The organism is Deinococcus sp. Arct2-2 (assembly GCF_004801315.1).
Classification (GTDB): domain Bacteria; phylum Deinococcota; class Deinococci; order Deinococcales; family Deinococcaceae; genus Deinococcus.
Window position 1 is genome coordinate 126009 of sequence record NZ_SSNW01000002.1, and the last position, 25040, is coordinate 151048.

Below are 25040 nucleotides of genomic sequence, written 5' to 3' on the forward strand. Positions count from 1 at the left end.
CAAGTAACGAATAGACATTTTCACACTCCCTCTCCCTTGAGGGGGGAGGGCTGGGGAGAGGGTGAATGAGCGCAGCGATTGCTGTTCTCCGCGTTCACTCAATTTCCCAAAGGACGGACATCATGACGACTTCTGACCAAATCCAACCTACCGAAACTTCCAACCTGCCCCAACCCGGCCCCCTGTCTTGGCTGCGCTTCTCCCTGTTCTGGCTCGTGGCCTGTGGGCTGGCCTACCCTGTAGTCACGACCTTCACGGCGGGCACGTTGTTTCCGGCGCAGGCCAATGGCAGCCTGATCACGCGGGGCGGCGCGGTGGTCGGCTCCGGGCTGGTGGCCCAAACCTTCACCGGCGACCAGTATTTTATTGGCCGCCCCAGTGCTGCGGGCGCGGGCAACGACCCGACCAATGCGTCGGGCAGCAATCTGGCCCCCAGTAATCCGGCCCTGCGTGAGCGTGTGGCGGCCACATCTGCCGAGATTGCGGCGCGTGAGGGCGTGCCCGCCAGCCAAATTCCCGCCGATCTGGTCACGGCCAGCGGCGGCGGCCTTGATCCGCACATTTCGCTTGCTGGAGCCGCCATTCAGGTAGCGCGGGTGGCGCGGGTACGCGGTCTTTCTGCAAACCGGGTGCGCGAACTCATCGCCGCCAATACCCAAAGCGGCGTGCTGGGATTGGGTCAACCGGGCGTGAATGTCTTGCGGCTCAATCTGGCGTTGGACGCTGCACAATGACGCGGGACAGTCAAGCCACATGACCGAGGAGCGCACGCCCGAACGCCTGACCTTGCGCCGTGCTGAAGTGCCTGCTGACGCTGGCCCTGCACGCGGCGTTCACAAGATTTTTGTGGGCATGGCGGCGGGAGTGGGCAAAACCTACCGGGCATTGAATGAGTTGCGCGAGCGGCTGGAACGTGGTGAAGATGCTTTGATCGGCGTGCTGGAAACGCATGGGCGGGCGGGAACGATTGAGGCGGCGCAGGGTTTGCCCCTGTTTCCCCGCCGCGACGTAGTCCACGGCTCGGTGACCCTGACTGAACTGGATGTAGACGGCCTGCTGGCCCGCCGCCCCTTCGTGGTGCTGGTGGACGAACTGGCCCACACCAACGCCCCCGGCAGCCCCCGCGACAAACGCTGGCAAGACGTGAACGTGCTGCTGGACGCCGGAATTCATGTGCTGTCTACCATGAACGTGCAGCACTTGGAGAGTCTCAACGATACGGTGGCCCGCCTGACTGGGGTGCGGGTGCGCGAGCGCGTGCCAGACCGGGTGCTGAGCGAGGCCGACGAACTGGTGTTGATCGACCTGACGCCCGATGACCTGCGTGCCCGCCTGAGGGCCGGGAAGGTGTATGGCCCAGAAAAAATCGAGCAGGCGTTGGGCAACTTTTTTACGGGCGCGAACCTGACGGCCCTGCGTGAAATTGTGCTGCGGCAAGTGGCGAACGTGGTGGAACTCGGCGCACCGGACGGACAACCGGGCGTGCAAGAAATCGTGGTGGTGGCGGTCACCGCCGAGGAAACCGCCGCCCGTCTGATTCGGCGCGGAGGCCAACTCGCGGCCCGTCTGCACGCCGATTTGCATGTGGTCAGTGTGCGCCCCACACGTCTCAGTCGCCCGCAATCGCAATTGCTGGACACTTTCCGGGCCATTACCCACGCGCTGGGCGGCCAATTCGAGGTGCTGACTCCGGCAGGCAGCGTGGCCCAAACCCTGATCCGATATGTCGAAGCTGTTCATGCCACCCAAGTCGTAATGGGCGAAACCAGCCGCAGTCGGTGGGCCGAATTCCTCTCCGGCGATATCATCAAAACCGTACTTAGAGATACCAAGAATGTCGATGTGTACGTGATTACGCGGGAATAGGCGGGCGTGTTTGGTTCGGAGATAAAGTGCCAGATAAGCGCGGCTGATGGCGCAGCAAATCTGGGGCGCGTAGGGTAGGGGCGAACCAACTCACAGGAGGCGCTATGACTACTCCAGCATTTGCCCGACAGGATCTGCTGCACCGTGACTCTCAAATCAATGAGCGAATTGAGGACGCCCTGAGCCAGCACGACAGGCTGGAAGCTGTGGCCGACGTACTTCAGCGTCAGTTAAAAGCCGTCGAAAATCATTTGCCGCCGGCGCTGATTGCCGCGCTACACGGTCAACCTCTAGGCCATCCCCTGCATCCCATTTTGGTGCATCTGCCGTTGGGGGGCTGGTTGGTGGCCGGAATCCTAGACTTTTATCCGGGCCACAACAGTACCGAAACCGAACACGCTGCCGACCTCGCGTTGCTGTTGGGCACCGTGGGCGCAGTGGGAGCCATCGCCTCGGGCTGGACAGATTGGGCCAATACTCGTGGCGAGGCACGGCGCACTGGCCTGATTCACGGGGCGCTGAATGAGACGGCCTTTTTGCTGAATGCCGCGTCGGTGTTGGCCCGCCGAAAGGGGCGCAGGGGCTTTGGCAAAGTGCTGTCGGGAACGGCCTTGCTGCTGGCATTGGGCGGCGGATTTTTGGGCGGGGAACTGGTGTACCGACATGGCCTCGGCGTAGGCAAAACCTTGGCTACTCCACAAGGCTGAGGCCGCTTTGGGCTGAGGCTCCTGCCCTGCCGCATCCCAAAGCTTGCGCGGGCCGTATAAGCTGGGTCATGACATTCCTGCAAAGTGTTGGGCTGACCCGCTTTCAACGTTCCGCACTTTGGCTCGGCATGTGTGCTCTTCCCGCTTGGGCTGGGGCCGCCGCCTGTGACACACAGTCCTATATAGCCAACGGCACGGCCACCTATCAGATGGTCAGTCCTGCGGGAAAAACGACGATTGTCAGCAAAGCCGTCGTCAAGGGGAGTAGCGTTCAAGTGACGTCTACCATTGACGGCAACAGTACCAACATGGTTTGGAATTGTACGGCCAAGGGAATGACGGCCAGCCTCCCCACAGGCAAGGCGACGGCCAGTTTCGATTTGGGATTTTTGCCGCCGTCTAGCGCATGGAAAGTGGGCTATAGCTGGACTTCGACGGGCAAGATTTCGGGGATGGCAGGCATGACCATCAACACATCGACCCGCAGCAAAATTACGGCCAGTGAGCGCGTGACGACGCCTGCCGGAACCTTCACTGCCTTGCGGGTGGAAAGCACCTCTGCCAGTACGGTGCAACTGCCTCCCGGTATGCAGGCCGACGCCATGAGCAAGGCCATGAACAGCACCACCACCAGCACAGCTTGGTATGCCAAAGGCGTGGGCACCGTCAAAAGCACTTCGCCCGAAAGCAAATTTACGATGACTCTGATCAAGTTTGTTCGCTGAGAGTTTTAGATTAGCTGTCCTGCACACCGTTTAGGCCATGTTCCGAAGTTGCTCGTCACGTGACGAGCAACTTCGGAGCTTCTGAAATTAGCTGTTTATCAAAGGCGTTTGGGACAAGGCGGTTGAAATAGCGGAAGCTGGGGTAATCGGCACGACAAAAGCCGCAACCCGCGCTAGAATGCACAGAACGCACAATCCAGCGCCTGTCTGCGGCGTCCGCACTCAAACTCTCGTTTGCGCCTTTTCCCCTCTTCCGGAGGTTTTGTCATGACCCAAGATGCCCACCTGAACCCGACTGCTGCACCGACTCCGACCCGCTACTGGCCGCCCCACAAGCCGCGCACCCTGACGTTGCCGCAAGTCGGAATTATGCACAACCTTGGGGTGAGTGCCGCACGGTATCCGACCAAAACCGCGATGTGGTTTTACGGGCGTGAAGTGCCTTACCGCGAACTGAACGAATCGGCTCAAAAGTTGGCCGGACACTTGGCGGCGCAGGGCGTAGGCAAAGGCGACCGAGTGGCCCTCTGGATGCAGAACAGTCCCGCATGGGCCGTCGCCGCGCACGCTGTTTGGCATCTGGGGGCTGTTGTCGTGCCCCTTGCGCCTATGCTTCAGGCGCGGGAATTCGGCTTCTTTTTGCAGGATGCGGGCATTCGGGTGGGGGTGGTAGGCGCGGAACTGTACGAGAAGGCCAAGCAGGGTGGGTTGGCTCACGCCGTCTGCGCCAACATCATGCAGGGCACGCAGGCAGACCGGGCGGGTGTGCCTCTGCCCGACGGCCTAGACGTGAATCCTGAGCTGCAAGCAGGCGACGTGACCCTAGAAACGGCGCTGCAAACCGCCCCTGCTCCCGCCGCAGAAGTCGGCCCCGATGACCTGAGCGTGATGCCGTACACCAGTGGCACCACTGGCCTACCCAAAGGCTGCATGCACACGCACCGCAGCGTGCAGGCCAATATTTTCGGCGCGGGCGTGTGGATAGACGGCAACGTAGAAGACGTGTTTTTGGCGTCACTGCCCTTCTTTCATGTCACGGGTTTCGTGAATAGTTTGCTGGCCCCTTTGCTTAGCGGCGGAACTGTCGTGGCGATGGCCCGCTGGGATCGGGACGCCGCCCGCACCCTCATTCGGGAACGCGGGGTGACGCTCTGGACAAACACCGCCACGATGGTCATCGACATGATGGCCTCGCCCAATTTCAATCCCGCCGACCTGAGCAGCATTCGCAACATGACGGGCGGCGGCGCGAGTCTACCTGCGGCAATAGGGCAGCGTCTTTTGGATTTGACCGGCATCAACTTTTTGGAAGGTTACGGCCTCTCTGAAACGATGGCCCAAAGTCACAGCAACCCCAAAACCAGACCCAAATTGCAGTGCCTCGGCGTGCCTTTGTTTGGCGTGGATGCCCGCGTGGTCGACCTCGATACGGGTGCAGAGCTGCCGGTGGGCAGCGTAGGCGAGATCGTGATGCGCGGCGCACAGGTGATGCAGGGCTACTGGAACCGCCCCGACGCCACCGCCGAAGCCTTTACGGAGATTGACGGCGTGCGGTTTTTCCGCAGCGGCGACCTCGGGTATGTGGACGACGAAGGCTACTTTTTCTTCACGGACCGCTTGAAGCGCATGGTCAACGTATCGGGTATGAAGGTCTGGCCTGCCGAAGTGGAAAACGCCCTGCACGCCCATCCCGCCGTGCAGGAAGCCTGCGTGATCTCGGTGCCTGATGAGCGCACTGGAGAACGTGCCCGCGCCCTGATCGTATTGAAACCCGGTCAAAGCGTGACGGGCGCAGAGATTGAAACTTGGGGCCGCACTCAAATGGCGACGTACAAGGTGCCGCGTGACTACCAGTTTGTAGACAGCCTGCCGCGTGGCCCGACTGGGAAAGTGTCGTGGCGGCCCCTGCAAGAAGCGGCGCGGGCGGCTATGCAAGCGGCTCAGAACTGAGTTTAAACCGCTCTAAACCAGAAGCAGACCGTTTGCCGTAAGGAGCGGTCTGTTTCTGTTTTCCCAACAAGCTAAAGCCGCCGCTCAGTCTGCCGCGCTTTCCCCCGCCCCGGCTTCGGCTACCGCAAATACTTCTATCGGCGTGCCGTTCACAGCGGCGTTTCCGGTCAGCGAATCTATCCGGCTGCGGTCGGTAAGGTCATTCAAACTGGCTCCGGCATGGGCAGCGGCGACTCCTTGCCGAATGCCGGGGCGACTGTGCCCAAAGCCGTGGGGCAAGCACGCTACGCCGGGCATCAGGTCATCGCTGAGTTCAAGCGGCACGGTCACGCTGCCTACCCGCGAACGCACTTCGACTTGTTGGCCGTCTACAAGGCCGCGTGCAGCAGCGTCGGCGCGGCTCAGCAGCAGGGTGCAGCGGTTGGGGCCGCGCATCAGGCGGGGTGTGTTGTGCATCCAAGAATTGTTGGAACGCAGTTGCCGCCGTCCGATCAACACCAGTTCGGGTACGGGTGCGTCTAGCACAGCTTCTAACCTCGGCACATCGGCCAGCATGGGGGCGGGGGCCAAGTTGACGCGGCCAGTAGCAGTCAGCAGGCGCTCAGGGAAACAGGGTTGCAGCGGGCCGTAATCTACGCCGTGTGGCGCGGCTTTCAAGGCGTCCAGACTTGTTTTATAGGGGCCGTGCCGGAGGCCCAAGTCCAGCCGTGCTTCGGGCAGGCTGCCTGCTTTCCCGGTCAGGCGTTCAGTCAAGCCGCCAAAAATCTGATAGTCGAAGCGTTGGTCGGGGCCAATTGGGAACACGGGTTCCGAGTACCGCGCCGTATTCTGCACCGCCAGATGGTGAAAAATCACGTCGTAGTGGGCCACTTCTAGCCCAAACGCAGGCGGCAAAATCACATGCGCGTGGCGGGTCGTTTCATTCAAATACGGGTCGATGCTGACCATGAACTCCAGCCCACTGAGGGCCGCGTCCAGCGCCGCGCCGTCGGGGGTAGACAGCACCGGATTGCCCGCCACCGTCACCAGCGCCCGCACTTGCCCCTCTCCGGGCGTCGTCATTTCTTCGGCCATCACTACATTCGGCAGTTCATGGTCAAATTCCGGCAAGCCGCGCACCCGCGAGCCGTAGCGCCCGTGATGGGTTTCGCCGCGCTTGGCCCGCATCAGCAAATCGAAGGCAGGGCGCGTGAACATCATGCCGCCTTCGCTGTCCAGATGCCCGGTCACAGCGTTTAGTACGTTCACAAGCCACTGGCACAGCCCGCCAAATTCCTGAATGCTGAGGCCGATGCGCCCGTAGACTGCGCCGCGCTGGGCAGCCGCTAAAGCACGGGCCAACGTGCGCGTCGTCTCGGCAGCAATTCCGGTGCGTCCGGCCACCCGCTCAGGCGAGAACGGTTGAGCCGCTGCTCGCAACATCTCTAGCCCGTCACTCCATTCTGCCAGATGGCCCAAACGCTCTAGCTTTTCTTCCAAAATCACATGCAGCAGTGCAAACATGAAAAAAGCGTCGCTGCCGGGGCGAATAGGGTGGTAGTCGGTGGCGTGGGCGGCGGTTTCGGTACGGCGCGGGTCAATCAAAATCACTTGGCCGCCGCGTTCCCGAATCCCTTTCAGGCGTTCCCGAATGCCCGGCGCGGTCATGATGCTGCCGTTGCTGGCCGCAGGATTGGCCCCCAGCATCAAGAAAAAATCTGTACGGTCTACATCCGGCACAGGCATCAGCAGCGGGTGGCCGAACATTTCGGTGGCAGCAAAATGGTGCGGCAGCTGGTCGATGCTGGTGGCCGTAAAACGGTTGCGCGTATCCAGCGCCTTCAGAAATCCGCCCGCCGACAGGAGAGTACCGCTGTTGTGCACACTGGGATTGCCCTGAAAAGCGGCTACGGCGTCGGCTCCGTACTGTTCCCGTATCGCCTTCAAGCGCTCCGCCACAAAGTCCAGCGCCTCATCCCAGTCCATCTCCGTCCACGTATCGCCGTCTCGCCGCAGGGGGCGTTTTAGCCTGTCTGGGTCGGCGTGTAGGTCGGGCAAAGCTACCCCTTTCGGGCAAATATGACCCTTGCTCAGCGGGTCGAGGGGATCGCCGCGCACATCGGTCACGCGGCCCCCCTGCACGGTCAGGGTCAGGCCGCAAATGGCTTCACACAGGTTGCAGGCGCGGTGATAGATGCCGTCGGCGGGCAGTGTGGTGGGAGACACTGGAGTGGGTGCAGTCATGGGGAAACCTCCGGGGCCGTGCAAGGGGTGAGGCAGTTGGAACCTAAGTTGCTCGTCACGTGACGAGCAGAATGACCGACATTAAAAACAAGTGTGTTGGACGCAGTTTAACTCGCTTCCTTCTCCCCTGCTAGCGCCAACTCTGCAATTCTGACGTGAGGTGGCCCGTTTCGTTGAAGCTGTCCAAACTGGCTCGCCCAGCGCCATATGTGACACGGGTCAGGCTGGCATTCCGCACCCGCCAATTCAGGGAAAGAGCCGAGGGATCTGGCGCTTGCAGCACGGCAGCCACCGTAACGCCGATCACGCCGCCGCTGGTGAAGACCAGGACTGTGCGTCCGGATGGCCCCGCCAGCAGATCATGCAAGAACCCTCGCACCCGCCCCCGGAAATCGGCCCAAGGCTCTACTTCTGCGTGTGTCACCTCACCGCGCAAATAGGCAGCAGTGAGTGGCTCCAGCATTCGCTGAAAATGGCGGTTGCGTTCCGGGGAGTTGCGGTGAATCTGGAAGGCGTTCATCAACCCTGCAAACTCCAGATTCTGAGCGGCCAACACGGGGGCGAGGTACTGCATCAAGCCGTCGCCGTCATACTCTGCCAATCGTGGTTCGGTGACAATTGCGGGCCAGTCTCCCCCACTTGCGGCATGTGCCAACCGTGCGCTTTCGCGTTGGCGCACCAATGGGCCGCAGATTACATCCGTGGGTTCAAGTCCCACCGAAGCCAGATGCACACCCACCGCCCGCGCCTGCTCCTCACCTAACGAAGAAAGTCGATCCGTGTCGGCCTCGAACGGGGTAGCCTGCCCGTGCCGCACCAGAATCAGTTCACTCATCTGGAACGACTTCCGGCACGAATTCGGCTCCCTCCGCCGCGCTCGCCGTCTCGGTAATACGCCGCCACGCCTCGCCCATCAGCCACGCCGCTTGCTGTCCCAGTGGGGCAAACCGGGGGTCTTGGGTTTGCCCAGCGCGGTAACGGGCATAGATTTGCTGCACGATCACCGCCAGCTTGAAATGCCCTAGCACCTCGTACCACAGCACGCCCGACACGTCGCGTCCGGATTGGGCGGCGTAGCGTTCCAGGAGGGCTTCACGGGTCAAAAAGCCTTCGGCGCTAGCGGCAGCCCCTACCCGGCTCTGCTTGCCGCCCGGTTGCTCCGGCATGGCCCAGTAGGTCAGCGTCAGGCCCAGATCGGCCAGTGGGTCGCCCACCGTCGTCATCTCCCAGTCCAGCAGCGCCGTCACGTGGGCAGGGTTGGCGGGGTCAACCATCAGATTGTCCAGCTTAAAATCGTTGTGAACGAGGGTGTGTGCGCTCTCGGTCGGCGTGTGGGCCGTAAGCCAACCGATCACAAGTTCATCCCGCAGTTCGCTCACAGACGGCAAATCGTCGGTTCTGGCCCTGCGCCAACGCCCAGCCCAGCCTTCCACTTGCCGCCCATTAAAGCCAGCAGCCCGCCCAATGTCGCTGAGGCCCGCCGCCTCAATGTCTACGGCGTGCAGGGCTGCCAAAGTATCGGCCAGTGCGTAAGAAAGCTTTTGCGGGGCGTCCAAACTCTGTGCCAATTCGGGCGGCATGCGGTCTCGCACGATCAGCCCGTTGCGGCGTTCCATCAGGTAAAAGGGCGAGCCTAAAATTGCCGGGTCCTCGACCAACAATGCAGGCTTGGGCGCTTGCGGAAACACCGGATACACCCGCTCCAACAACCGGAATTCGCGGGCCATGTCGTGCGCCCCTTTGGGCACTGGCCCCAGCGGGGCGCGGCGCAGGACATACTCTGTTTGAACGCTGCCTTGCTTCCCTAAGTTCACCAAGTAAGTCAAGTTGGAAAATCCGCCCGGAAACTGCTCTACGGTGAGGGCGTCCACATCGCCTGCCACACGCCCGCGCAAGGCTTCGCGCAACGCCTCCAACGGCAGTTCTTCCCCAGCCCGCACCGGAGACGTGTCGGTCACGTGCTGCCTTCCGTTCGCGGAGCCTCCGCCGTTTGTATGGCTGCAACTTTGGCGGCTTCTCCCCCACCAAACGCCTCATGTCCCGCCAGCAAGCCCATCGCTTTTTCACGCAAACGCACCATTTTGCCCATCCATTTTTCGTTGTCGCTGGCCTTCAGTTGTGCGGCGGGCAACGTGGCTTCGTGCGTCGTGATCAAAAAGCGGTTTTCGCGCAGGGCGGCCAACGTTTTTTCTACCAACTCATCCGTCGTAATTGCCGTCTGCTGCAAAATCGGCGCATTTTCGATCATGGGTGTCCACACGCCTTCCGGACACAGGGCCGAAACGAAAATGCCCCGGTTGCGGTAGGTAATCCCCAGCCATTCGGCAAATGCCAGCGCCGCATGTTTGGTCACGGCGTAGGGCGCGGAATGCAGTTCGGTCAGCAGGCCCGCCGCCGACGCGGTATTCAGGAAGTAGCCTTCGCCCCGTTCTAGGTAGTGCGGCAACAGTGTGCGGGCGGCCCAGACGTGGCTCATCACGTTTACGCGGTGAATCAGATCCCAGTGCTTGTCCAGCGTTTCCGGCCCCGCACCGATGGCAATTCCGGCATTCGAGCAGAACAGGTCGATCTGGCCCTCGTTGCCCAATACGTCGTCAATCAGGCGCACCACGTCGGCTTCCTGCCCCACATCGGCCTGAACAAAGCGTGCCCCAGCTTCAGCCGCCTGTTTCGCGCCCGCTTCCGCTTTCAGGTCAGAGGCAATCACGGTTGCCCCTTCCTGCACAAATCGCTTCGTCAGCGCCAGCCCGATGCCGCTGGCCGCGCCCGTCACTACGATGATTTTGCCCTTAAACTCCATCCTAGTTCCTCCCCGTCCGGTACTCCACGCCCTGCCGTTTCAGTTCCTCTTTCGCCACCGTTTCGGTATGCACGATGTCGGGGCCATCGGCCAGACGCAGCGTGCGGGCCTGCGCGTACATGGCGGCCAGCGGGGTGTCTTGGCTCACACCCGCGCCGCCGAACACCTGAATAGCCCGGTCGATGACGCGCAGGGCCACGTTGGGCGCAACCACCTTGATGGCGGCAATCTGCCCCCGCGCTTCCTTGTTGCCCACCGTATCCATCATGTGCGCGGCGTTCAGGGTCAGCAGGCGGGCCTGATCTATTTCCATGCGGCTCTGTGCAATCAGTTCGCGCACGTGCTGGTGGGCGGCCAAAGGTTTACCGAACGCCACCCGCGCCCCGGCCCGCGCCACCATAAATTCCAGCGCCCGTTCCGCTTGCCCGATGAGCCTCATGCAGTGGTGGATGCGTCCTGGCCCCAGTCGTCCCTGCGCGATTTCAAAGCCCCGGCCCTCGCCTAGCAGCAGGTTAGAGGCGGGCACGCGCACATTCTCGAAGGTCATTTCGGCGTGGCCGTGCGGCGCGTCGTCGTAGCCGAACACGGTCAGCATGCGCGTCACCGTTACGCCGGGCGTGTCCATCGGCACCAAAATCATGGATTGCTGAAGGTGTTTGGCCGCGTCCGGGTCGGTCTTGCCCATAAAAATGCTGATCTGGCAGCGAGGATCGCCCGCGCCGCTCGTCCACCATTTCCGCCCATTGATGACGTAGTCGTCACCGTCCCGCACAATGCTGCTCTGAATATTGGTTGCGTCGCTGGAAGCCACTTCGGGTTCGGTCATGGAGAAGGCCGAGCGAATTTCACCGTTCAGCAGGGGCCGCAGCCACTTCGCCTGCTGTTCGGGCGTGCCGTAGCGGGCCAGCACTTCCATGTTCCCTGTATCGGGGGCGTTGCAGTTGAAAATTTCGGGTGCCCACCACACGCGGCCCATGATTTCGCACAGCGGCGCATACTCCAAATTGCTGAGGCCGGGGCCGTATTCGCCCTGCGGGTCGCTGGCAGGCGGCAAAAACAGATTCCATAGCCCCACTTCCCGCGCCTTCGGCTTCAAGTCTTCGATGAGTTGAATATGTTCCCAGCGGTTGCCCGTATTCACTTGACGGTCAAACTCCGCCTCGTTGGGATACACATGGTCGGTCATAAACTGCGTCAGGCGCGAGCGGAGGTCAGTGGTGCGCGGAGAAATGTCGAATACGGTCATGGGGACTCCTGTGCTGTGCTGGCTTCGGGTGTAGTTTTGGGTGCTTTGCCGACTGGGGCGATGGTCGCCAGCGCCACCGCTACCAGCGTGTCTGTGCCGTCTTGGGTCACGTAGACATCGGCCCGCACCACCACTTGACGCTTCCCGGCCCGCAAGACTTCGCCCCGCGCCCAGAGAGTTTCGCCGCGTGCGGGGGCCAAAAAGTTCAGTTTGTATTCAGCCGTCACCACGTCTCCGGCCAGGCTGGCAGCAGCCCAAGCGCTCACCGTATCGGCCAGATACCCGATGATCGCGCCGTGTGCCTGTCCGTGATGCTGCGTCATATTGGGGCGCAGATCGATCTCGATCTCCACTTTGCCCGGCTCGAAGCGTCTCAGCCGCGTGCCGATCCACTGCGTGAACGCGCTGCCTTCCGCGCCGCGCTGCATCAATTCCTGCGCGGCAGGCGACAGGATGCCGGATGGGTCAGGAGTGGTCATACATACACCCGGAACACCGATTCCGCCGTTGCAGCGGGCTTATCGAAGCCTTCCAACTCAACCGTATTCAGCACTGTAATTTGCATGTATCCGGCTCCAACTTCTGCCGATTGCAACATGGCGCGGTTGCGAAGGCGGCTGCCCACCGGTACAGGCGCGATAAAGCGCACGCGGTTCAGGCCGTAATTGACGGTCATGCGCACGCCCTGAATGTCGGGTGCGCCGCCCCGGTTCATAAATTCTCCGGCCAAAAGCGACAGCGTAAGGAAGCCATGCGCGATGGTGGTTCCAAATGGGCCAGCAGCGGCCCGCTCAGCGTCCACATGAATGAACTGATGGTCGCCCGTCGCATCGGCAAAAGCGTTGATGCGCTCCTGCGTCATCTCGATCCACTCCGACAGCGCCACTTCCTGCCCGATGTGCTGGGGCAATTCCGAGGCCATGAGCTTAGTCATACGCTGGTAATGCCGCCGTCTACAGCAATGTTTTGCCCAGTGATATACGCACTCGCATCACTCGCCAGCAGCAGCGCGAGGCCCTTCAGGTCGGCGTCGGTGCCGAGACGGTGCATAGGCGTGGCGGCCAAAATTGCTTGTTCGCCATATGCGAGCGTGCCTTTGGTCATCTTGGTGGGAAAGTAACCGGGGCAGATGGAATTGACGGTAATGCCGTCCGGGGCGAGTTCGGCGGCCAGCGTGCGGGTAAAATTGACCACGCCGCCTTTGCTGGTGTTGTAGGCCAGCGTAGGCGTCATGCGGGGGTCGTTGCCCTGCAACCCGGCAACACTGGCAATGTTGATGATTCGGCCCGCGCCCTGCGGCAACATACAGCGCTTCAGCACGCTCTGGGTGATCAAAAACAGGCCGTTGAGGTTCACATTGATGACTTTCAGCCAAGCGTCCAGCGGGTGATCTACGGTCGATGCGCCCCACGTCGCCCCGGCGTTGTTCACCAGAATATGAATTGGCCCCACTTCGGCCACGATGCGCTCTACAACAGGGTCAATCGTGTCGAACGCACCCAGATCGTTGGCGTACACATGCGCCTCTATGCCCAGCGCGGTCAGGTGCGCCTTGGCTTCATCCAATTCGTTTTGCTTGCGGGCCGTCAGGACGACTCTCGCCCCATATTCGCCCAACGCTTCAGCAATTTGCAGGCCAAGCCCACGCGAGCCGCCCGTAATCAGGGCGGTTTTTCCAGTCAAGTCCAGCAGTTCTTTTAGGGCCATGTCGCCTCCAGAGCTAGGGTTGTCGGGTTGAGTTGCCCGTGCAGCATAACTAGAAATGTACGTGCACGTCAATTCTGAACGTTAACGGATATTTTGCTCGCCTCTGTAAGAGTTTAAAGTTGCTCGTCACGTGACGAGCAGAGTGATACTGAGGCAAAAGCTCTGTCTAGCACGCAAAATTTACATGACACACTATGAATTTTGGATATTCGCACACGATATAGACTCTGAGGCTGCCACTCCTTTCCCACGATCTACAATCTCTACCGCCAACCAACGCCTTTCAGTGCTTGCCGATAAAAGCCAACACGTCCCGGTTGAACTCAGTCAACCGTTCCAGCGTTGGAATGTGGCCCGCGCCTGCATACGTGATGAATTCTGCTCCCGGAATCTGCGCCGCCAAGTGTTGTCCATTCTCAAAACGCACCAGCGGGTCGGCGTTTCCGTGCAGCACCAGCGTCGGCACACGCAAATCAGCAAGTTGGGCCGTCACGTCATGCGTGCGGGTAGAGCGGAATTGGCGGGCGTAACGTTCGGGCGTCAGCGGGCGGTAAGAGGCTGCGGCGGCGATGGCGTCTAGCGTATCGGGCCGCGCCGCCACGAAATCGGGGGCCATCATCAGGCTATAGGTACTCCGGGCACGTTCGCCCGGAGTCAGGGTGAAGTCGGGCCGCAGGGCTTCCAGTCCGGCTGGGTCGGGATGCACGTGGCCCGCACCGCCCGCTGAAGTCGCCACCAACGTCAGGCTCCGCACTACTTCTGGGTGCCGCACGGCCAAATTCAGTCCCACGAACCCGCCCATGCTGATGCCGACAATGTGCGCTGGCGCGGCGTTCACGGCCCGCAAGAGTGCAGCGGCGTCATCGGCCTGGTCAGTGGTGGAGTAGTCGGCGTCTACGGGGTCGCTGTCGCCCGTATCCCGGTGATCCAAACTCAGGGCACGGTAAGTCTGCCCGAACACAGGGAGTTGTAAGCGCCAGCCGAGGCGGTTGCTGCCCAGTCCGGTCAAAAATAGGACGTTGCCCTGTGGGTGTTCGGGGGTGATTTCATCATAAGCGAGGCTATGTGCGCCAACACTGACGCGCTTTGGGGCAGGAATATGCGGGTGAGTTTGAGCCGTGTTGGGGCTAGAAATATCTTGGGTCATTAGAACCAGTCCTCCTGCATATCGAAGGTGGTCCGGTCTGCTGCCGCAAGAAGATCGGCGTGGGCCTTCACCTTGGGCAGTTCATACACGGCAAAAAAGCGGGCCGCTTGAAGTTTGCCCCGGTAGAAATTGGCGTCGGTGGGCTTGGCATGTCCCAAAGCGCGGGCGGCGGCGTTGGCTTGCCTCAGCCACATCCAGCCGATCACGGTATGCCCCAGCATTTCCAGCGCACTGTTGGCGTTCGCCAAAAATAGGTCGGGGCCGAGGTCGGCGGCTTTGCCCAAAATCGCGTGAATGGCCTTGCCGTTTTGGGCCAACGCAATCGTCAGCGCGGCGCGGATTTCGGCCACGCCTTCCAACCCTTCCGAGGCAGCCACTTCTGTCTGAATCTGGCCCAGCAGCACGTCTAACGCGCGCCCGCTCGCCTGCGTCAGCTTGCGCCCCAGCAGGTCGTTGCCCTGAATGCCTTCGGTACCTTCGTGAATGGGATTCAGGCGGTTATCGCGGTAGAGCTGTTCTACCGGATAGTCACGGGTGTAGCCTGCGCCGCCGAGGACTTGAATGGCGTCACTGAGGGCTTCTTGACTGTATTTGCTGGGCCAACTTTTTACGATGGGCGTCAGCAGATCCAGCAGCAGGCTTGTATCGGTGCGGCGGTCTTCAGGGCCAGTCGTCAGGTCGTCCACGAGGCTGGACGCATACAGCCCCAGCGCCAATCCGCCTTCTACAAACGCCTTTTGCCGCAGCAGCAAGCGCCTGACATCGGCGTGTCCGATGATGGGAATGGCTTGGCTTTCCGGGTTGCGGTCGGCGGCGGGGCGGCCCTGCCTGCGCTCGCGGGCGTACTCCACACTCGCCATGTATCCGGCGTAGCCCAGCATCACTGCGCCCATTCCCACACCGATTCGGGCCTCGTTCATCATATGGAACATGTAGGCCAGCCCGCGCCCCGCTTCGCCCACCAATTCGCCGATGCTGTCGCCGCCCTCGCCAAAATTAAGCAGCGTATTGGAGGTGCCCCGGTAGCCCATTTTGTGATTCAGGCCCGCCAGCACCACGTTATTCGGCTCGCCCACGTTGCCGTCAGCTTGCACCCGGTAGCGCGGCACGATAAACAGACTGATGCCCTTGACGCCCGCCGGAGCGCCCTTGACGCGGGCCAGCACCAGATGAACGATGTTCTCTGACAGTTCGTGTTCGCCGCCCGAAATCCACATCTTGCTGCCGCGTATGGAATAGGTGCCGTCTTCCAGCGGCGTGGCAGACGTCGTAATGTCGGCCAATCCTGATCCCGCCTGCGGTTCAGATAAAGCCATCGTACCGAACCAGCGGCCTTCCAGCAGCGGCAACATATATTTTTGCTGCTGTTCTGCGCTGGCAAATTCGCGCTGAAGATTGGCATTACCGATGGTCAGAAAGGGATAGCCGCTGGTGGCGATATTGGCCGCCTGAAAGTGGGCCATCACTGCTTGCACGATGACCCACGGCAGTTGCAGGCCGCCCAATTCTTCGTCGTGGTGGGCGCTGAGAAACCCGGCTTCGCGGAAGGCGTTTACCGCCTGCTGTGCGCCGGGCACCAGCCGGACTTTGCCGTTTTCTACGTGTGGTTCATTCAGGTCGGCTTCGCGGGCGTGGGGCAAAAAGTGGCGTTCGGCCACCGTATAGGCCAGTCCCAAAATGTCTTCGTAGTCGGCGCGAGATTGCCCCGCGAACCGCGTGCGGGCGGGCAGGTCGGCGCTGCTCAGCACTTCAAATAACTGAAAATTCAGGTCACGTTTGCTCAGAAAGGGGGCCATAAGAGCTTCACCTCGGATCAGAATGGGGGGGCTAGGGTTGTCAGGGTTGTCGTGCGGGTTCAGCGGTAGCATGTCAGGAATGTACGCGCACGTCAATTTGTAACCTGCGCGGATATCTCCGGGTTAGAGTTGAGCCAACGTGCAGGCCCGTTTCTTTCTGTTCTCCCCGGAGGTTTTGCCATGACTGTTCCCCAACCTGATGAAAGCAACACTTACCAAGCCGTGCTGTGCCAAGCCTTCGACGAACCCGAAACTCTGACGGTGGAACCTCGGCCCATGCCCGTCCCCGGCCCCGGCGAAGTGCTGATTGCCGTGCGTGCTGCGGGTGTCAACTACCCCGATGCGCTGATGGTACAGGGCCTCTATCAGGTGCGCCCACCACTGCCGTTTGTGCCGGGGGCCGAGGCTGCGGGCGTTGTGGCAGCGGTAGGGGAGGGCGTGACTCATCTGGCGGTGGGCGTGCGGGTAGCGGCCTTTACGGGTACGGGTGCCTTCGCCTCGCACCTGATCGCCCCGGCCCATGCCGTGATGCCCATCCCCGACAGCATGGACTTTGACGTGGCCGCCTGCTTGCCGCTGGCTTACGGCACGTCTATGCACGCCCTGTCTGACCGTGCTGCACTCAAGGCTGGAGAAACCCTCTTGGTCTTGGGCGCGGCGGGCGGCGTGGGCCTCGCAGCGGTGGCGATTGGCAAGGCCATGGGAGCGCGGGTCATCGCGGCGGCAGGCACCGATGAAAAGGTGAAGCTGTGCTTGGAGCACGGAGCCGATGCAGGGATCAACTATAGCTCTGGCAACCTGCGCGACGAACTGAAAGCCCTCACCGACGGCAAAGGCCCGGACGTCATTTTTGATCCGGTGGGCGGCGACTTCACAGAAACCGCGTTCCGGTCTATCGGCTGGGGTGGGCGCTTGCTGGTGGTGGGGTTTGCGGCGGGCGGCGTACCCAAGCTGCCGCTCAACTTGCCGCTCCTCAAAGGGGCGTCGGTGGTGGGCGTGTTCTGGGGCGAGTTTGCCCGCCGCAATCCTCGCGGCAACGCTGCGAATCTGGCGCAGTTGGCAGGCTGGGTGGTGGACGGCACCTTGCGGCCCTTTGTCAGCGCCCGCTATTCCTTGGAGCGCACGCCGGAAGCCCTCCGTGCCCTACTGAACCGAGAAGTCACGGGCAAAGTGGTGGTCACGCCTTGACCAAGGCTGTACCAATCACCTATTTCACCACCGCAGAACTGGCCCGCGCCGCCGCAGTCACGCGCCGCACGGTCATGCATTACGCCGAAATTGGCCTGCTGGCCCCCGATCAGGTCACGGCGTCGGGGCGGGCATTGTACGGGCCATATGCTATGCGCCTCCTCCGCGACATTTTGGATTTGCGGGCGTTGGGTGTGCCGCTGGACGAGGTGGCCGATATGGTCAGGCTGCGCCGCGCCACACACACGGTAGAGGGCATGTACCGCCACGACTGGACGCGGGCCGATATTCCCCTGTCGGATGAACGGTTGCGCGTCGTGCACGCCCGCCTACGTGACCTGAACGCCGCCTATGACCGTCAGGCCGAGAATCTGAAGCGCTTTGACCGCTGGCTGACCAAACGTTTTACGGGTGTAGAAGGGTTAGATGCTGGCCCACCGCAGGAAGAAGACGAGCCGGAACTGGAGGGTTAGGCTGCGCGGCTAGAATAAGTGCCGTGACCGCTTCTGATCTGGCCCCCACATCGCCGCTTTTGCTGGATACCCGCTTGACCGAGCGCGTGTGGGGCGGCTCCCGTTTGAAGCAGTTGGGTCAGACTGGGGAAGACGGGCCGATTGGCGAAGCTTGGGCAGTGTACGAAGGTAACCGGATTCAAACTGGCCCGTTTGCAGGCCAAAGCTTAGGCGATCTCACCGCCCGGTTCCCCGCTGAACTATTGGGAACGCAGGCCAAAGGCTCCCGCTTTCCGCTGCTGATCAAGCTGCTGGACTGCGCCGACTGGCTGAGCGTGCAGGTTCATCCCAACAACGAGCAGGCAGCGGAGTTAGAAGGCGCGGGCGAGTTAGGCAAAACCGAGGCATGGCACATCTTGGAGGCCGAGGCTGGCGCGGAATTGATCGCCGGAATCCGGGAAGGGACAGACGCCGATGATCTGAAAGCCGCCATTTTGCGCGGTGATGTGATGGACTACGCCGAACGCTGGCCCGTGGGGGCGGGCGACACGGTGATGATGCCCGCCGGAACGCTGCACGCGCTTGGGCCGGGGCTGCTGCTGTATGAGGTGCAGCAGACCAGTGACACCACTTACCGCGTCTATGATTGGGATCGTCCCGCCAGCGCAGGCCGCGCCTTGCATCTGGAGAAAAGTGCGGCGGTGACGACGACGAACCGTGCCCAGCCCGAACCCGCAGCTGCCGCCGCACCGGGCCAGAGTCAAGTGCTTACGTCTTGCCCTTACTTCGTGCTGGAGCGATTCAGCGGGCCAGAACTGTTGGCTGACACGCAAGGCCAGAGCTTTCACGCGATCACGGTTATGGCAGGGGAGATGACGCTACAGGCCGGGGCAGAACGGTTGACGCTGGGTGCTTTGGCCTCGGTGGTTGTTCCAGCGGCAGCGGGCGCATATCGGCTCAGCGGAGAGTTTCAGGCGCTGCGTTCGCGCTTGCCTTAAGCCGCTCTTACAGCACTCAAAAAGTTGCTCGTCACGTGACGAGCAACTTTTGTAGAGCCAGATTTCGCCGTCTCAGCCGATATCTACTCCGAATCAATGCGACAAGAACGCAGACGGTCGGAGAGCTGAGCGGCACAACGCCTTCTCCACATTCTCTGACCCGGAGTCTGTACGACACTCCCACAGACGAGTTGGCCCAGCGTGTGCGCGGCGTCAGAATTGGGTCAGTGGAGTGGACGACGCTTGCTGAACCGAATGTCATTCTTATACTGAGAAGGTCACCGACTTCACGAACATCTCTCGAGAGCGTCAACCAGACAGGACAGCTCATCAGTGCAAACGATCAGGGGGCCAGATGTCTAAGAACACTCGGATCAACATGGGAATGCAGGTCGGCACGCCCGCTCAGCGGCGGCTCTGGACATTGGTCGGCTTTGGCCTCGCCTCGTCTGCGGCGGCCTTTTGCGGGTTTTTTGTCGCCAAGGGTGACAGCAAAATCTTCAACCGCTCCAATCAGGTCATCATTGCCCGCGACGGCAACCGCAGCGTATTTACCATGATGAACGACTATCAGGGCAGCGCCAAAGATTTTGCCCGCATCGTGCCTATTCCTGTCGTGCCAAAGCGCGAAGACATCCGGATTGGTGACCCCAGCATCGTGAAAAAGTTGGACGCTTACAGTGCGCCGAGGCTGGTGGAGTACTTCGACGAGAATCCTTGTGCGCCACCTGTGGTGTACGACATGGCGATGCCGACGACCAGCGCACCTCAGGCCAGTCCTGCTCAGGCCCGTGCCAACGCCCTCGGCGTCAAAATTGAGGCCAGTTATCAGGTCGGGGAATACGACATCGACATTTTGAGCGCGACCCAGCAAACGGGTTTGGCGACCTATCTGCGTGGTGAGGGCTACACATTGCCCGCCGGTGCCGATGCCATGTTGGGCGGTTACCTGAAGGGCGGCATGAAGTTTTTTGTGGTGCGCGTGAACATGGAGCGCTTTGACGCCAGTGGCGGCGGCTTTCTGAACCCCATCGTGCTGTCGTATACGTCAGAAAAGTTCATGTTGCCCATTCGCCTCGGTACGCTGAATTCTCCGGGCGAACAAGACCTGACCGTGTACCTGCTGTCGCCGCAGGGCCGCATAGAAACCAGCAACTACCGCACCGCCGCCATTCCCACCGACAAGGAAGTGCCGATGCTGGTGAAAGACCAGTTCGCGCCGTTTTACCGCCATGTGTTCCGGCGGGCCTACGAGCGCGAGGGCAAAAGCGTGGCCTTGTTGGAATATGCGTGGAATACCAACAACTGCGATCCCTGTTCCAGCGAGCCGCCCACCTCCGCCGAACTGAGGGCGGCGGGCGTGTTTTGGCGGCAGGAAGACGGTTTTGGTGGGGCAACGGGGGGCATTGTCCCCCAACCGGAAGGGCAGGCCAAACCCGTGTTCCTCACGCGCCTGCATGTGCGCTACACCGCCGCCACCTTCCCCGAAGATTTGCAGTTTAAGGTCACGCCTAACCAGAACACTTTTCAGGGCCGATACATTCTGCGCCATGCCTACGAGGGTGGCGGAAGCTGTGCAGCGCTGAAGACCTACAAAGCCGACCTGAAACGCCGCAACGAGACTCAGGCCCAAACGTTAGCCAACCTGACGGGCTGGAATATCAACCACATTCGGCAACGCATGGCGGAATAGAAGAAGGTGTACTACGGACTCCGTTTAATTCCGCCATATCGCGTAGCCCGTATTCTTTCCTACGGAATCCGTATAAGACAGCCTACAGCCACACTTTCCGGAAGTCTTCGGCAAATTGGCGCAGGCTGATCGGTGGGCGGCCCAAGACTTCGGCTACGGTGGTGCTCACTTCTGCGGCCAGTCCCAGTTTGGCAACCGTGTATTCGGCCAGCATAAACAGCGCAAATGTCCAGGCGGTGCCCCGTTGGTGGACCACACGCACAAACCGGATGGGCGACGGACTGACATAGCGCACGCGTTTGCCGAGCGTCACGCTGAAAATACCGGCGGCCTGTGCATAGGTCAGTGCCGCCCCGCCCGTGAGGTTGTAGGCGCGGTTGCGGTGGCCTTCCATCAGGGCTTTTGCGCCTACCGCCGCTACATCGCGCACATCTACAAAGCTGGTGCGGCCCTGTCCGGCAGGCAAAAAGATTTCGCGGCGTACCCGAATATCGTCGCGGTGAACGCCGCTCAGGTTTTGCATAAAGTAACTGGCCCGCAAAAACACCCACGCCATGCCCGACGCCTCCAACGCCTGCTCGACTCGGCGGTGCGGCACGATCCGCACCCGTTCTGCGCCCAAAATAGACAAGAACACCATCTGTTGAACGCCGTGTTCTTTGGCTGCCGCGATTACGGGCAGCACGTCCTTCGTCACGTCGGTGCCGGGAGGCCACAACAGGAACATGCGCTGCACGCCTGCCAGCGCCCCAAAACTGCTGGCGTCAGAGGCATCGAAGTGGGCAATCTCGGCCCCCGCAAACGCCCCCGATTCAGTCACGCGTTCGGGCGAGCGCACGCCCACCCGTACCCGCGCACCCGCCGCCAGCAGTTGCCGCGCAATTTCGCCGCCCATGTTGCCGGTCGCGCCCATCACGAACAACAGGGGAGAGGCGGGCTGGAGTTCTGTGTGGGTTTCTGGCTCAGTCATGGGTGCAGTGTGGGGCCTACGCACCCGCGTTGATGAGAAGTGAAATTCGGTTTGGAAAGGCTGGCAGGCAAAGACTCTGGCTCCATCAGTTGCTCACGGCTGGAGCTTGCCGAATGGATGTGCTTGCCTCGGCAGCGTCCAGCATGAAGGCGGCGACGCTGGCACGGGTCACACGCGGCCCAGTGTGGCCCACAGGCCCGCTTTTTATGGGCGTAATCGGGCCGTCTTGCAGCATCGGCGCACGCACGATTGTCCAGTCCAGAGTGGAAGCGCGGATCAGGTCGGCGTGGGCCACCGAATCGCGCAGTACATCGGCCTGCATCACTTTCAGCAGCGTTCGGAACACATTGTCGATCAGTTTGGGTTGATCGCCGGGATGCGGCACGCCCGCGCCCGTGAGGGTAATCAGCCGCCGCACGCCCGCTCTGGGCATCAAATCCAGCAGTTGCGTGGCCGCGTCGGTCATCACCGTTTTAGAGCCGCCTTTGACCGGGCCAAGCGCACTGATGACCACCTCGGTTCCGGTCAAGACCTGCGACATAGCCGTATTGTCGGTAATTTCGCCCTGAACGACCATAAGGGCAGGCGAGCGTTTGTTGAGCTTTTCCGGGCTGCGGGCCAACACCTGCACCGTGTGGCCGCGCTCCAGCGCCAAATCTAAAATCAGCCGTCCGGTACGTCCTGTGCCGCCCAACAAAGCAATGTTCATTGCGCGGCCTCCATACCGGTAGATTCCGGTTGAAAAGCAGCGCTATGAAGGGCCAGCCAGTCGGCAAAAGAAGTCATGATGACAGGCAAAGCGGCGTGCAGCGCGGCAGGATTGATAGCCATCGCGTCCGGCGCTCCTTCCCAAGTCAGGCGGTAGGCGCGGGTGGCGGCCTCCCCCATTTCTGGCCCGAAGACCTGCGCCATTTGGCCGCCGAACGCTTCGGGCGTCGTGGCCTGATAACGGATATGGCGGCCCACAGCGTCAGACAAGTGTGCGGCCAACTCTGGCCCAGTCAGAGCCTCCGGCCCGCCTACGTTCAGGTGTCCGGTCAGGTCGCTGCGCTCTAAGGCCTCAGCGGTCAGTGGCCCCAAATCTTCGGCGGCCAACCAAGAAACGCGGTGGGTGTCGGGAATCGGGTAGGCCAAAGTATCGTCGGCCACCACCGCAGGCCGCGCCCAAGGCCCCAACAGGTTTTGCAGGTAGGCGGTGGGGCGCAGGATCAAAGCGCTGAGGCCGCTCTCACGCACCAGTTGTTCCAGAGGCAAACGGTAGTCCATCATCGGCACACCGGTCGGCGTGTCGGGCGTCTGACCACTGGTATTCAGCACCATTCGGCGCACTCCGGCGGCCTTCGCTGCCTGCACTGCAAGCCCTGTAGCTGCAAGCGGATCACCACCCAGCGGCAGTGTCAGCGAAAGCCGCGTGACGCCCTCAAAAGCCCGCTGAACATCGGCCTTCTCTTGAATATCGCCCACCAACACTTCGGCTCCTCGTGCGGCCAAATACGCTGCCCGCTCTGGACGACGCACCATCACGCGCACCGCCGCTCCCCGCTTCAAAATTTCTTGTGCCACTGGGCCGCCCTGTTCGCCCGTCGCGCCGTACACCAAGGTCAAGTCGCTCATAGACGCAGCCTAAAGAGGGGAGAAGACTCTTGGGAAGAAGGCGCACTGTTTCGCCTAAGTTTCTTTTTGGAAACCATGCCTCTGTGTCCATGTCGGTTCCTTTTGGGAAGCGCTAGAGTACAGCCATGCAATACGGACAGGCGATGGCCAAGCGGCCCGAATGCGGCGTAGAGCGCACGCTGCACGTCATGGGCGGCAAGTGGACGACCCTCATCTTGCGCGAACTTTTGGCGGGCACACGCCGCTACAGCGAACTCAAACGCTCGCTGGGGCGGGTGTCGCCCAAAACCCTCACGGAACGCCTGCGCCACCTTGAAGCCGAAGGCCTGCTGACCCGCACCGTGTACGCCGAAGTGCCGCCCCGTGTGGACTACACGCTGACCACACGCGGCCAAGGCTTGGGCGACATCATCGCGGCTATGGCCCGCTGGGGCAGCATTTCGTCAGATGACGGAGCGCAGGTCTCCAAGCCTACCAATGAGCAAGCGGCAGATTGAATACGGCAGCCTGAGCGACAACCCTGAATTACAGGGAGGGGCCGCGTTCACTGTGCCAAACGGCAGATACGGCATACGGCATTCAGCTTTTACACTGATCCATGACCCTGACTGTGCGCCGCCTCGGTGTGGGCGATGAGGCCACCGTATTGGCCGCCGCCCATCTGTTCGACGATCCGCCTGTGCTGCAAGCGGTGGCCGATTTGCTGGCCTCGCCGTCCGATCATCTCCTGCTGGCCTTTATAGACGGCCAGCCCGCCGGATTTGCCCTCGCCCACGAACTGCGCCGCACCGATGGCTTGTCCCGCGAATTGTTTTTGTACGAAATCGGCACGGATGAAGCGTTCCGGCGGCGTGGAGTGGCCCGCTCGCTAATTGACGCCCTCACAACTTTGGGCCGCGCCCGCAATGCCCACTTGATGTTTGTGCTGACCCACGATTCCACGCCCGCTGCTGTGGCGCTGTATGCCGCCACCGGGGGCACACGCGAGGGCGAAGATGTGGTGCTGTTCGACTACAAGTTGGATTGACACGGTAACTTACACGGACTCTGCTCGGATTGAAGCGCCAGCCTATTGTGTTTTCAATCGGAATCCGTATTAGTATTTCTTGTCTACCACGCTCTCGGCGGTCACGCGCAACATGGCGTGGCTTTCGGGGCGGTGCGTCAGCAGTTGCGCGTACAGTAGTTCTAGCAGCAGCGTTTGGCTGGTCAGAGTATCTAGGACTTTGTCGGTCAGCGGGTCTTCCTGCGCCGCCGTAAACAGGACGGCGCTGGCGTAACGCGTGACTGGGCTGCTGGCGTGGTGGGTAATCGCCACGGTGTAATGCCCGTGTCCCTGTGCCAATTTAAGGTGCTGCACGGTGTCGATGGTGCCTCCGCTGCTGCTGAGGGCCACCACCACGCCCGCACGTGGCAGGGTGCTGATACTGACGGCGGCCAAATGCGGGTCTGTATACGTGGTGGCACTCAGGCCAATTCTCATCAGGCGGTGGGCAAAATACTGGGCCACCAGACCGCTGTTGCCCTGCCCGGTCAGGTCTATGCGCGGGGCGCGGGCCATCTGGCGGGCCACTGTGTCTAGCAAAATGGGGTCGGCAAGGCGGGCCGTATCTTCAAGCGTGCGCGTGGTTTGGCGCACCAGCCGGGTTGCAAAGCTCGGGGCGTCTTCGCCTGTGGCCCGTCCGGTACTGGCGTGCGCGTGCCCCCGTCCGGCTACATCCGACGCCAACGCGATTTTGAAGGCGTGAAATCCGGCGAATTCCAGCTTGTGGCACAGGCGCGTAATGGTGGCCTCGCCCACACCGACGCTGCTCGCCAATTCGGTAATAGTCTGATGCACCACCGTTTCGGCGTGCTGCACCACGAATTCGGCCACTCGCCGCAAGCTGGGAGACAGGGCTTGACCGTGCAGACGAATCCGGTCTAGGGCGCTGCTGGGCAAACGAACTGAGGTCATA

The 25040-nt window shown here is 61.4% G+C and carries 25 protein-coding genes; 11 read left to right on the forward strand and 14 right to left on the reverse strand.

Features of this window, described 5'->3' with window-relative positions; all coding sequences use genetic code 11:
• Window positions 1–122: 122 nt before the first annotated feature.
• The 5 genes from kdpC (at window position 123) to E7T06_RS01710 (ending at window position 5248) form a co-directional block, all read left to right on the forward strand.
• On the forward strand, window positions 123–734 hold the full coding sequence (gene kdpC, locus E7T06_RS01690; protein WP_136364122.1) for a potassium-transporting ATPase subunit KdpC: 612 nt from the start codon (window positions 123–125) through the stop codon (window positions 732–734).
• A 19-nt stretch (window positions 735–753) separates the two neighbouring features.
• Window positions 754–1866 carry a universal stress protein gene (locus E7T06_RS01695; RefSeq protein WP_136364123.1) on the forward strand — a complete coding sequence of 371 codons (1113 nt, stop codon included), beginning with the start codon at window positions 754–756 and terminating at the stop codon, window positions 1864–1866.
• Window positions 1867–1970: 104 nt separating this feature from the next.
• Complete coding sequence (locus E7T06_RS01700; RefSeq protein WP_136364124.1) at window positions 1971–2573, forward strand: DUF2231 domain-containing protein; 603 nt, start codon at window positions 1971–1973, stop codon at window positions 2571–2573.
• A gap of 68 nt (window positions 2574–2641) precedes the next feature.
• On the forward strand, window positions 2642–3298 hold the full coding sequence (locus E7T06_RS01705) for a hypothetical protein (protein WP_136364125.1): 657 nt from the start codon (window positions 2642–2644) through the stop codon (window positions 3296–3298).
• 267 nt (window positions 3299–3565) lie between these two features.
• Entirely contained in the window at window positions 3566–5248 is a 1683-nt protein-coding gene (locus E7T06_RS01710; RefSeq protein WP_136364126.1) for a long-chain-fatty-acid--CoA ligase, read from the forward strand.
• An 84-nt stretch (window positions 5249–5332) separates the two neighbouring features.
• Here the strand turns inward: E7T06_RS01710 and E7T06_RS01715 are convergent, their stop codons facing one another.
• The 10 genes from E7T06_RS01715 to E7T06_RS01760 all read right to left on the reverse strand — a co-directional run bounded on the left by E7T06_RS01715 (window position 5333) and on the right by E7T06_RS01760 (window position 16167).
• Window positions 5333–7471, reverse strand: coding sequence for a molybdopterin-dependent oxidoreductase (locus tag E7T06_RS01715; RefSeq protein WP_136364127.1), 2139 nt, complete (start codon window positions 7469–7471; stop codon window positions 5333–5335).
• A gap of 130 nt (window positions 7472–7601) precedes the next feature.
• Window positions 7602–8306: a histidine phosphatase family protein gene (locus E7T06_RS01720; protein WP_136364128.1), complete on the reverse strand. Its 705-nt coding sequence runs from the start codon at window positions 8304–8306 to the stop codon at window positions 7602–7604.
• Window positions 8299–9429, reverse strand: coding sequence for a phosphotransferase family protein (locus E7T06_RS01725; protein WP_136364129.1), 1131 nt, complete (start codon window positions 9427–9429; stop codon window positions 8299–8301). Before E7T06_RS01725 ends, E7T06_RS01720 begins: the two co-directional genes overlap by 8 nt.
• Window positions 9426–10271: an SDR family oxidoreductase gene (locus tag E7T06_RS01730; protein ID WP_136364130.1), complete on the reverse strand. Its 846-nt coding sequence runs from the start codon at window positions 10269–10271 to the stop codon at window positions 9426–9428. The genes E7T06_RS01725 and E7T06_RS01730 overlap by 4 nt, the downstream gene beginning before the upstream one ends.
• Before the next feature lies 1 nt (window position 10272).
• Window positions 10273–11517 (reverse strand): acyl-CoA dehydrogenase family protein, encoded by a 1245-nt coding sequence (locus E7T06_RS01735; RefSeq protein ID WP_136364131.1) that lies wholly within the window; start codon window positions 11515–11517, stop codon window positions 10273–10275.
• Window positions 11514–11996, reverse strand: a complete 483-nt coding sequence (locus tag E7T06_RS01740) for a PaaI family thioesterase (RefSeq protein WP_240740795.1) — start codon at window positions 11994–11996, stop codon at window positions 11514–11516. The genes E7T06_RS01735 and E7T06_RS01740 overlap by 4 nt, the downstream gene beginning before the upstream one ends.
• Window positions 11993–12451, reverse strand: a complete 459-nt coding sequence (locus E7T06_RS01745) for a MaoC family dehydratase (RefSeq protein WP_136364132.1) — start codon at window positions 12449–12451, stop codon at window positions 11993–11995. The genes E7T06_RS01740 and E7T06_RS01745 overlap by 4 nt, the downstream gene beginning before the upstream one ends.
• Window positions 12448–13224, reverse strand: a complete 777-nt coding sequence (locus E7T06_RS01750) for an SDR family oxidoreductase (RefSeq protein WP_136364133.1) — start codon at window positions 13222–13224, stop codon at window positions 12448–12450. Before E7T06_RS01750 ends, E7T06_RS01745 begins: the two co-directional genes overlap by 4 nt.
• Before the next feature lie 283 nt (window positions 13225–13507).
• Entirely contained in the window at window positions 13508–14371 is an 864-nt protein-coding gene (locus E7T06_RS01755; protein WP_136364134.1) for an alpha/beta fold hydrolase, read from the reverse strand.
• Window positions 14371–16167 carry an acyl-CoA dehydrogenase gene (locus E7T06_RS01760; protein ID WP_136364135.1) on the reverse strand — a complete coding sequence of 599 codons (1797 nt, stop codon included), beginning with the start codon at window positions 16165–16167 and terminating at the stop codon, window positions 14371–14373. Before E7T06_RS01760 ends, E7T06_RS01755 begins: the two co-directional genes overlap by 1 nt.
• Window positions 16168–16347: 180 nt before the next feature.
• On the opposite strand from E7T06_RS01760, the gene E7T06_RS01765 reads away from it, so the two are divergent.
• From E7T06_RS01765 to E7T06_RS01780, 4 genes are all read left to right on the forward strand, one after another.
• On the forward strand, window positions 16348–17355 hold the full coding sequence (locus E7T06_RS01765; protein ID WP_136364136.1) for an NADPH:quinone oxidoreductase family protein: 1008 nt from the start codon (window positions 16348–16350) through the stop codon (window positions 17353–17355).
• Window positions 17352–17828 carry a MerR family transcriptional regulator gene (locus tag E7T06_RS01770; RefSeq protein WP_136364137.1) on the forward strand — a complete coding sequence of 159 codons (477 nt, stop codon included), beginning with the start codon at window positions 17352–17354 and terminating at the stop codon, window positions 17826–17828. The genes E7T06_RS01765 and E7T06_RS01770 overlap by 4 nt, the downstream gene beginning before the upstream one ends.
• A 23-nt stretch (window positions 17829–17851) precedes the next feature.
• Window positions 17852–18805: a type I phosphomannose isomerase catalytic subunit gene (locus E7T06_RS01775; protein WP_136364138.1), complete on the forward strand. Its 954-nt coding sequence runs from the start codon at window positions 17852–17854 to the stop codon at window positions 18803–18805.
• A 355-nt stretch (window positions 18806–19160) separates the two neighbouring features.
• Complete coding sequence (locus tag E7T06_RS01780; RefSeq protein ID WP_136364139.1) at window positions 19161–20498, forward strand: DUF2330 domain-containing protein; 1338 nt, start codon at window positions 19161–19163, stop codon at window positions 20496–20498.
• An 82-nt stretch (window positions 20499–20580) separates the two neighbouring features.
• On the opposite strand, the gene E7T06_RS01785 is transcribed toward E7T06_RS01780, so the two are convergent.
• From E7T06_RS01785 to E7T06_RS01795, 3 genes are all read right to left on the reverse strand, one after another.
• Complete coding sequence (locus E7T06_RS01785) at window positions 20581–21468, reverse strand: SDR family oxidoreductase (protein WP_136364140.1); 888 nt, start codon at window positions 21466–21468, stop codon at window positions 20581–20583.
• An 85-nt stretch (window positions 21469–21553) separates the two neighbouring features.
• Complete coding sequence (locus E7T06_RS01790) at window positions 21554–22177, reverse strand: NAD(P)H-binding protein (RefSeq protein ID WP_136364141.1); 624 nt, start codon at window positions 22175–22177, stop codon at window positions 21554–21556.
• Entirely contained in the window at window positions 22174–23082 is a 909-nt protein-coding gene (locus E7T06_RS01795; RefSeq protein ID WP_136364142.1) for an NmrA family NAD(P)-binding protein, read from the reverse strand. The genes E7T06_RS01790 and E7T06_RS01795 overlap by 4 nt, the downstream gene beginning before the upstream one ends.
• Before the next feature lie 125 nt (window positions 23083–23207).
• Here E7T06_RS01795 and E7T06_RS01800 point away from each other — a divergent pair, with 125 nt between their 5' ends.
• The gene (locus tag E7T06_RS01800) at window positions 23208–23579 is read left to right on the forward strand and encodes a helix-turn-helix domain-containing protein (protein WP_136364143.1); all 372 of its coding nucleotides are present in this window, start codon (window positions 23208–23210) and stop codon (window positions 23577–23579) included.
• A gap of 101 nt (window positions 23580–23680) precedes the next feature.
• A complete protein-coding gene (locus tag E7T06_RS01805) occupies window positions 23681–24109 on the forward strand; it encodes a GNAT family N-acetyltransferase (RefSeq protein WP_136364144.1) in 429 nt (142 codons plus the stop codon).
• Between the two features lie 69 nt (window positions 24110–24178).
• On the opposite strand, the gene E7T06_RS01810 is transcribed toward E7T06_RS01805, so the two are convergent.
• The gene (locus tag E7T06_RS01810; protein WP_136364145.1) at window positions 24179–25039 is read right to left on the reverse strand and encodes a MurR/RpiR family transcriptional regulator; all 861 of its coding nucleotides are present in this window, start codon (window positions 25037–25039) and stop codon (window positions 24179–24181) included.
• Between the last annotated feature and the right edge of the window lies 1 nt (window position 25040).

Bases quoted from the DNA above. Each gene is read 5' to 3' on its own strand.
- E7T06_RS01710 (WP_136364126.1), top strand. From the start codon at position 3,566: ATGACCCAAGATGCCCACCTGAACCCGACTGCTGCACCGACTCCGACC.
- E7T06_RS01805 (WP_136364144.1), top strand. From the start codon at position 23,681: ATGACCCTGACTGTGCGCCGCCTCGGTGTGGGCGATGAGGCCACCGTA.
- E7T06_RS01755 (WP_136364134.1), bottom strand. From the start codon at position 14,371: ATGACCCAAGATATTTCTAGCCCCAACACGGCTCAAACTCACCCGCAT.
- E7T06_RS01695 (WP_136364123.1), top strand. From the start codon at position 754: ATGACCGAGGAGCGCACGCCCGAACGCCTGACCTTGCGCCGTGCTGAA.
- E7T06_RS01810 (WP_136364145.1), bottom strand. From the start codon at position 25,039: ATGACCTCAGTTCGTTTGCCCAGCAGCGCCCTAGACCGGATTCGTCTG.
- E7T06_RS01750 (WP_136364133.1), bottom strand. From the start codon at position 13,224: ATGGCCCTAAAAGAACTGCTGGACTTGACTGGAAAAACCGCCCTGATT.
- E7T06_RS01765 (WP_136364136.1), top strand. From the start codon at position 16,348: ATGACTGTTCCCCAACCTGATGAAAGCAACACTTACCAAGCCGTGCTG.
- E7T06_RS01760 (WP_136364135.1), bottom strand. From the start codon at position 16,167: ATGGCCCCCTTTCTGAGCAAACGTGACCTGAATTTTCAGTTATTTGAA.
- E7T06_RS01730 (WP_136364130.1), bottom strand. From the start codon at position 10,271: ATGGAGTTTAAGGGCAAAATCATCGTAGTGACGGGCGCGGCCAGCGGC.
- E7T06_RS01790 (WP_136364141.1), bottom strand. From the start codon at position 22,177: ATGAACATTGCTTTGTTGGGCGGCACAGGACGTACCGGACGGCTGATT.
- E7T06_RS01735 (WP_136364131.1), bottom strand. From the start codon at position 11,517: ATGACCGTATTCGACATTTCTCCGCGCACCACTGACCTCCGCTCGCGC.
- E7T06_RS01785 (WP_136364140.1), bottom strand. From the start codon at position 21,468: ATGACTGAGCCAGAAACCCACACAGAACTCCAGCCCGCCTCTCCCCTG.
- E7T06_RS01705 (WP_136364125.1), top strand. From the start codon at position 2,642: ATGACATTCCTGCAAAGTGTTGGGCTGACCCGCTTTCAACGTTCCGCA.
- E7T06_RS01715 (WP_136364127.1), bottom strand. From the start codon at position 7,471: ATGACTGCACCCACTCCAGTGTCTCCCACCACACTGCCCGCCGACGGC.
- E7T06_RS01795 (WP_136364142.1), bottom strand. From the start codon at position 23,082: ATGAGCGACTTGACCTTGGTGTACGGCGCGACGGGCGAACAGGGCGGC.
- E7T06_RS01745 (WP_136364132.1), bottom strand. From the start codon at position 12,451: ATGACTAAGCTCATGGCCTCGGAATTGCCCCAGCACATCGGGCAGGAA.
- E7T06_RS01800 (WP_136364143.1), top strand. From the start codon at position 23,208: ATGCAATACGGACAGGCGATGGCCAAGCGGCCCGAATGCGGCGTAGAG.
- E7T06_RS01740 (WP_240740795.1), bottom strand. From the start codon at position 11,996: ATGACCACTCCTGACCCATCCGGCATCCTGTCGCCTGCCGCGCAGGAA.
- E7T06_RS01700 (WP_136364124.1), top strand. From the start codon at position 1,971: ATGACTACTCCAGCATTTGCCCGACAGGATCTGCTGCACCGTGACTCT.
- E7T06_RS01720 (WP_136364128.1), bottom strand. From the start codon at position 8,306: ATGAGTGAACTGATTCTGGTGCGGCACGGGCAGGCTACCCCGTTCGAG.
- kdpC (WP_136364122.1), top strand. From the start codon at position 123: ATGACGACTTCTGACCAAATCCAACCTACCGAAACTTCCAACCTGCCC.
- E7T06_RS01780 (WP_136364139.1), top strand. From the start codon at position 19,161: ATGTCTAAGAACACTCGGATCAACATGGGAATGCAGGTCGGCACGCCC.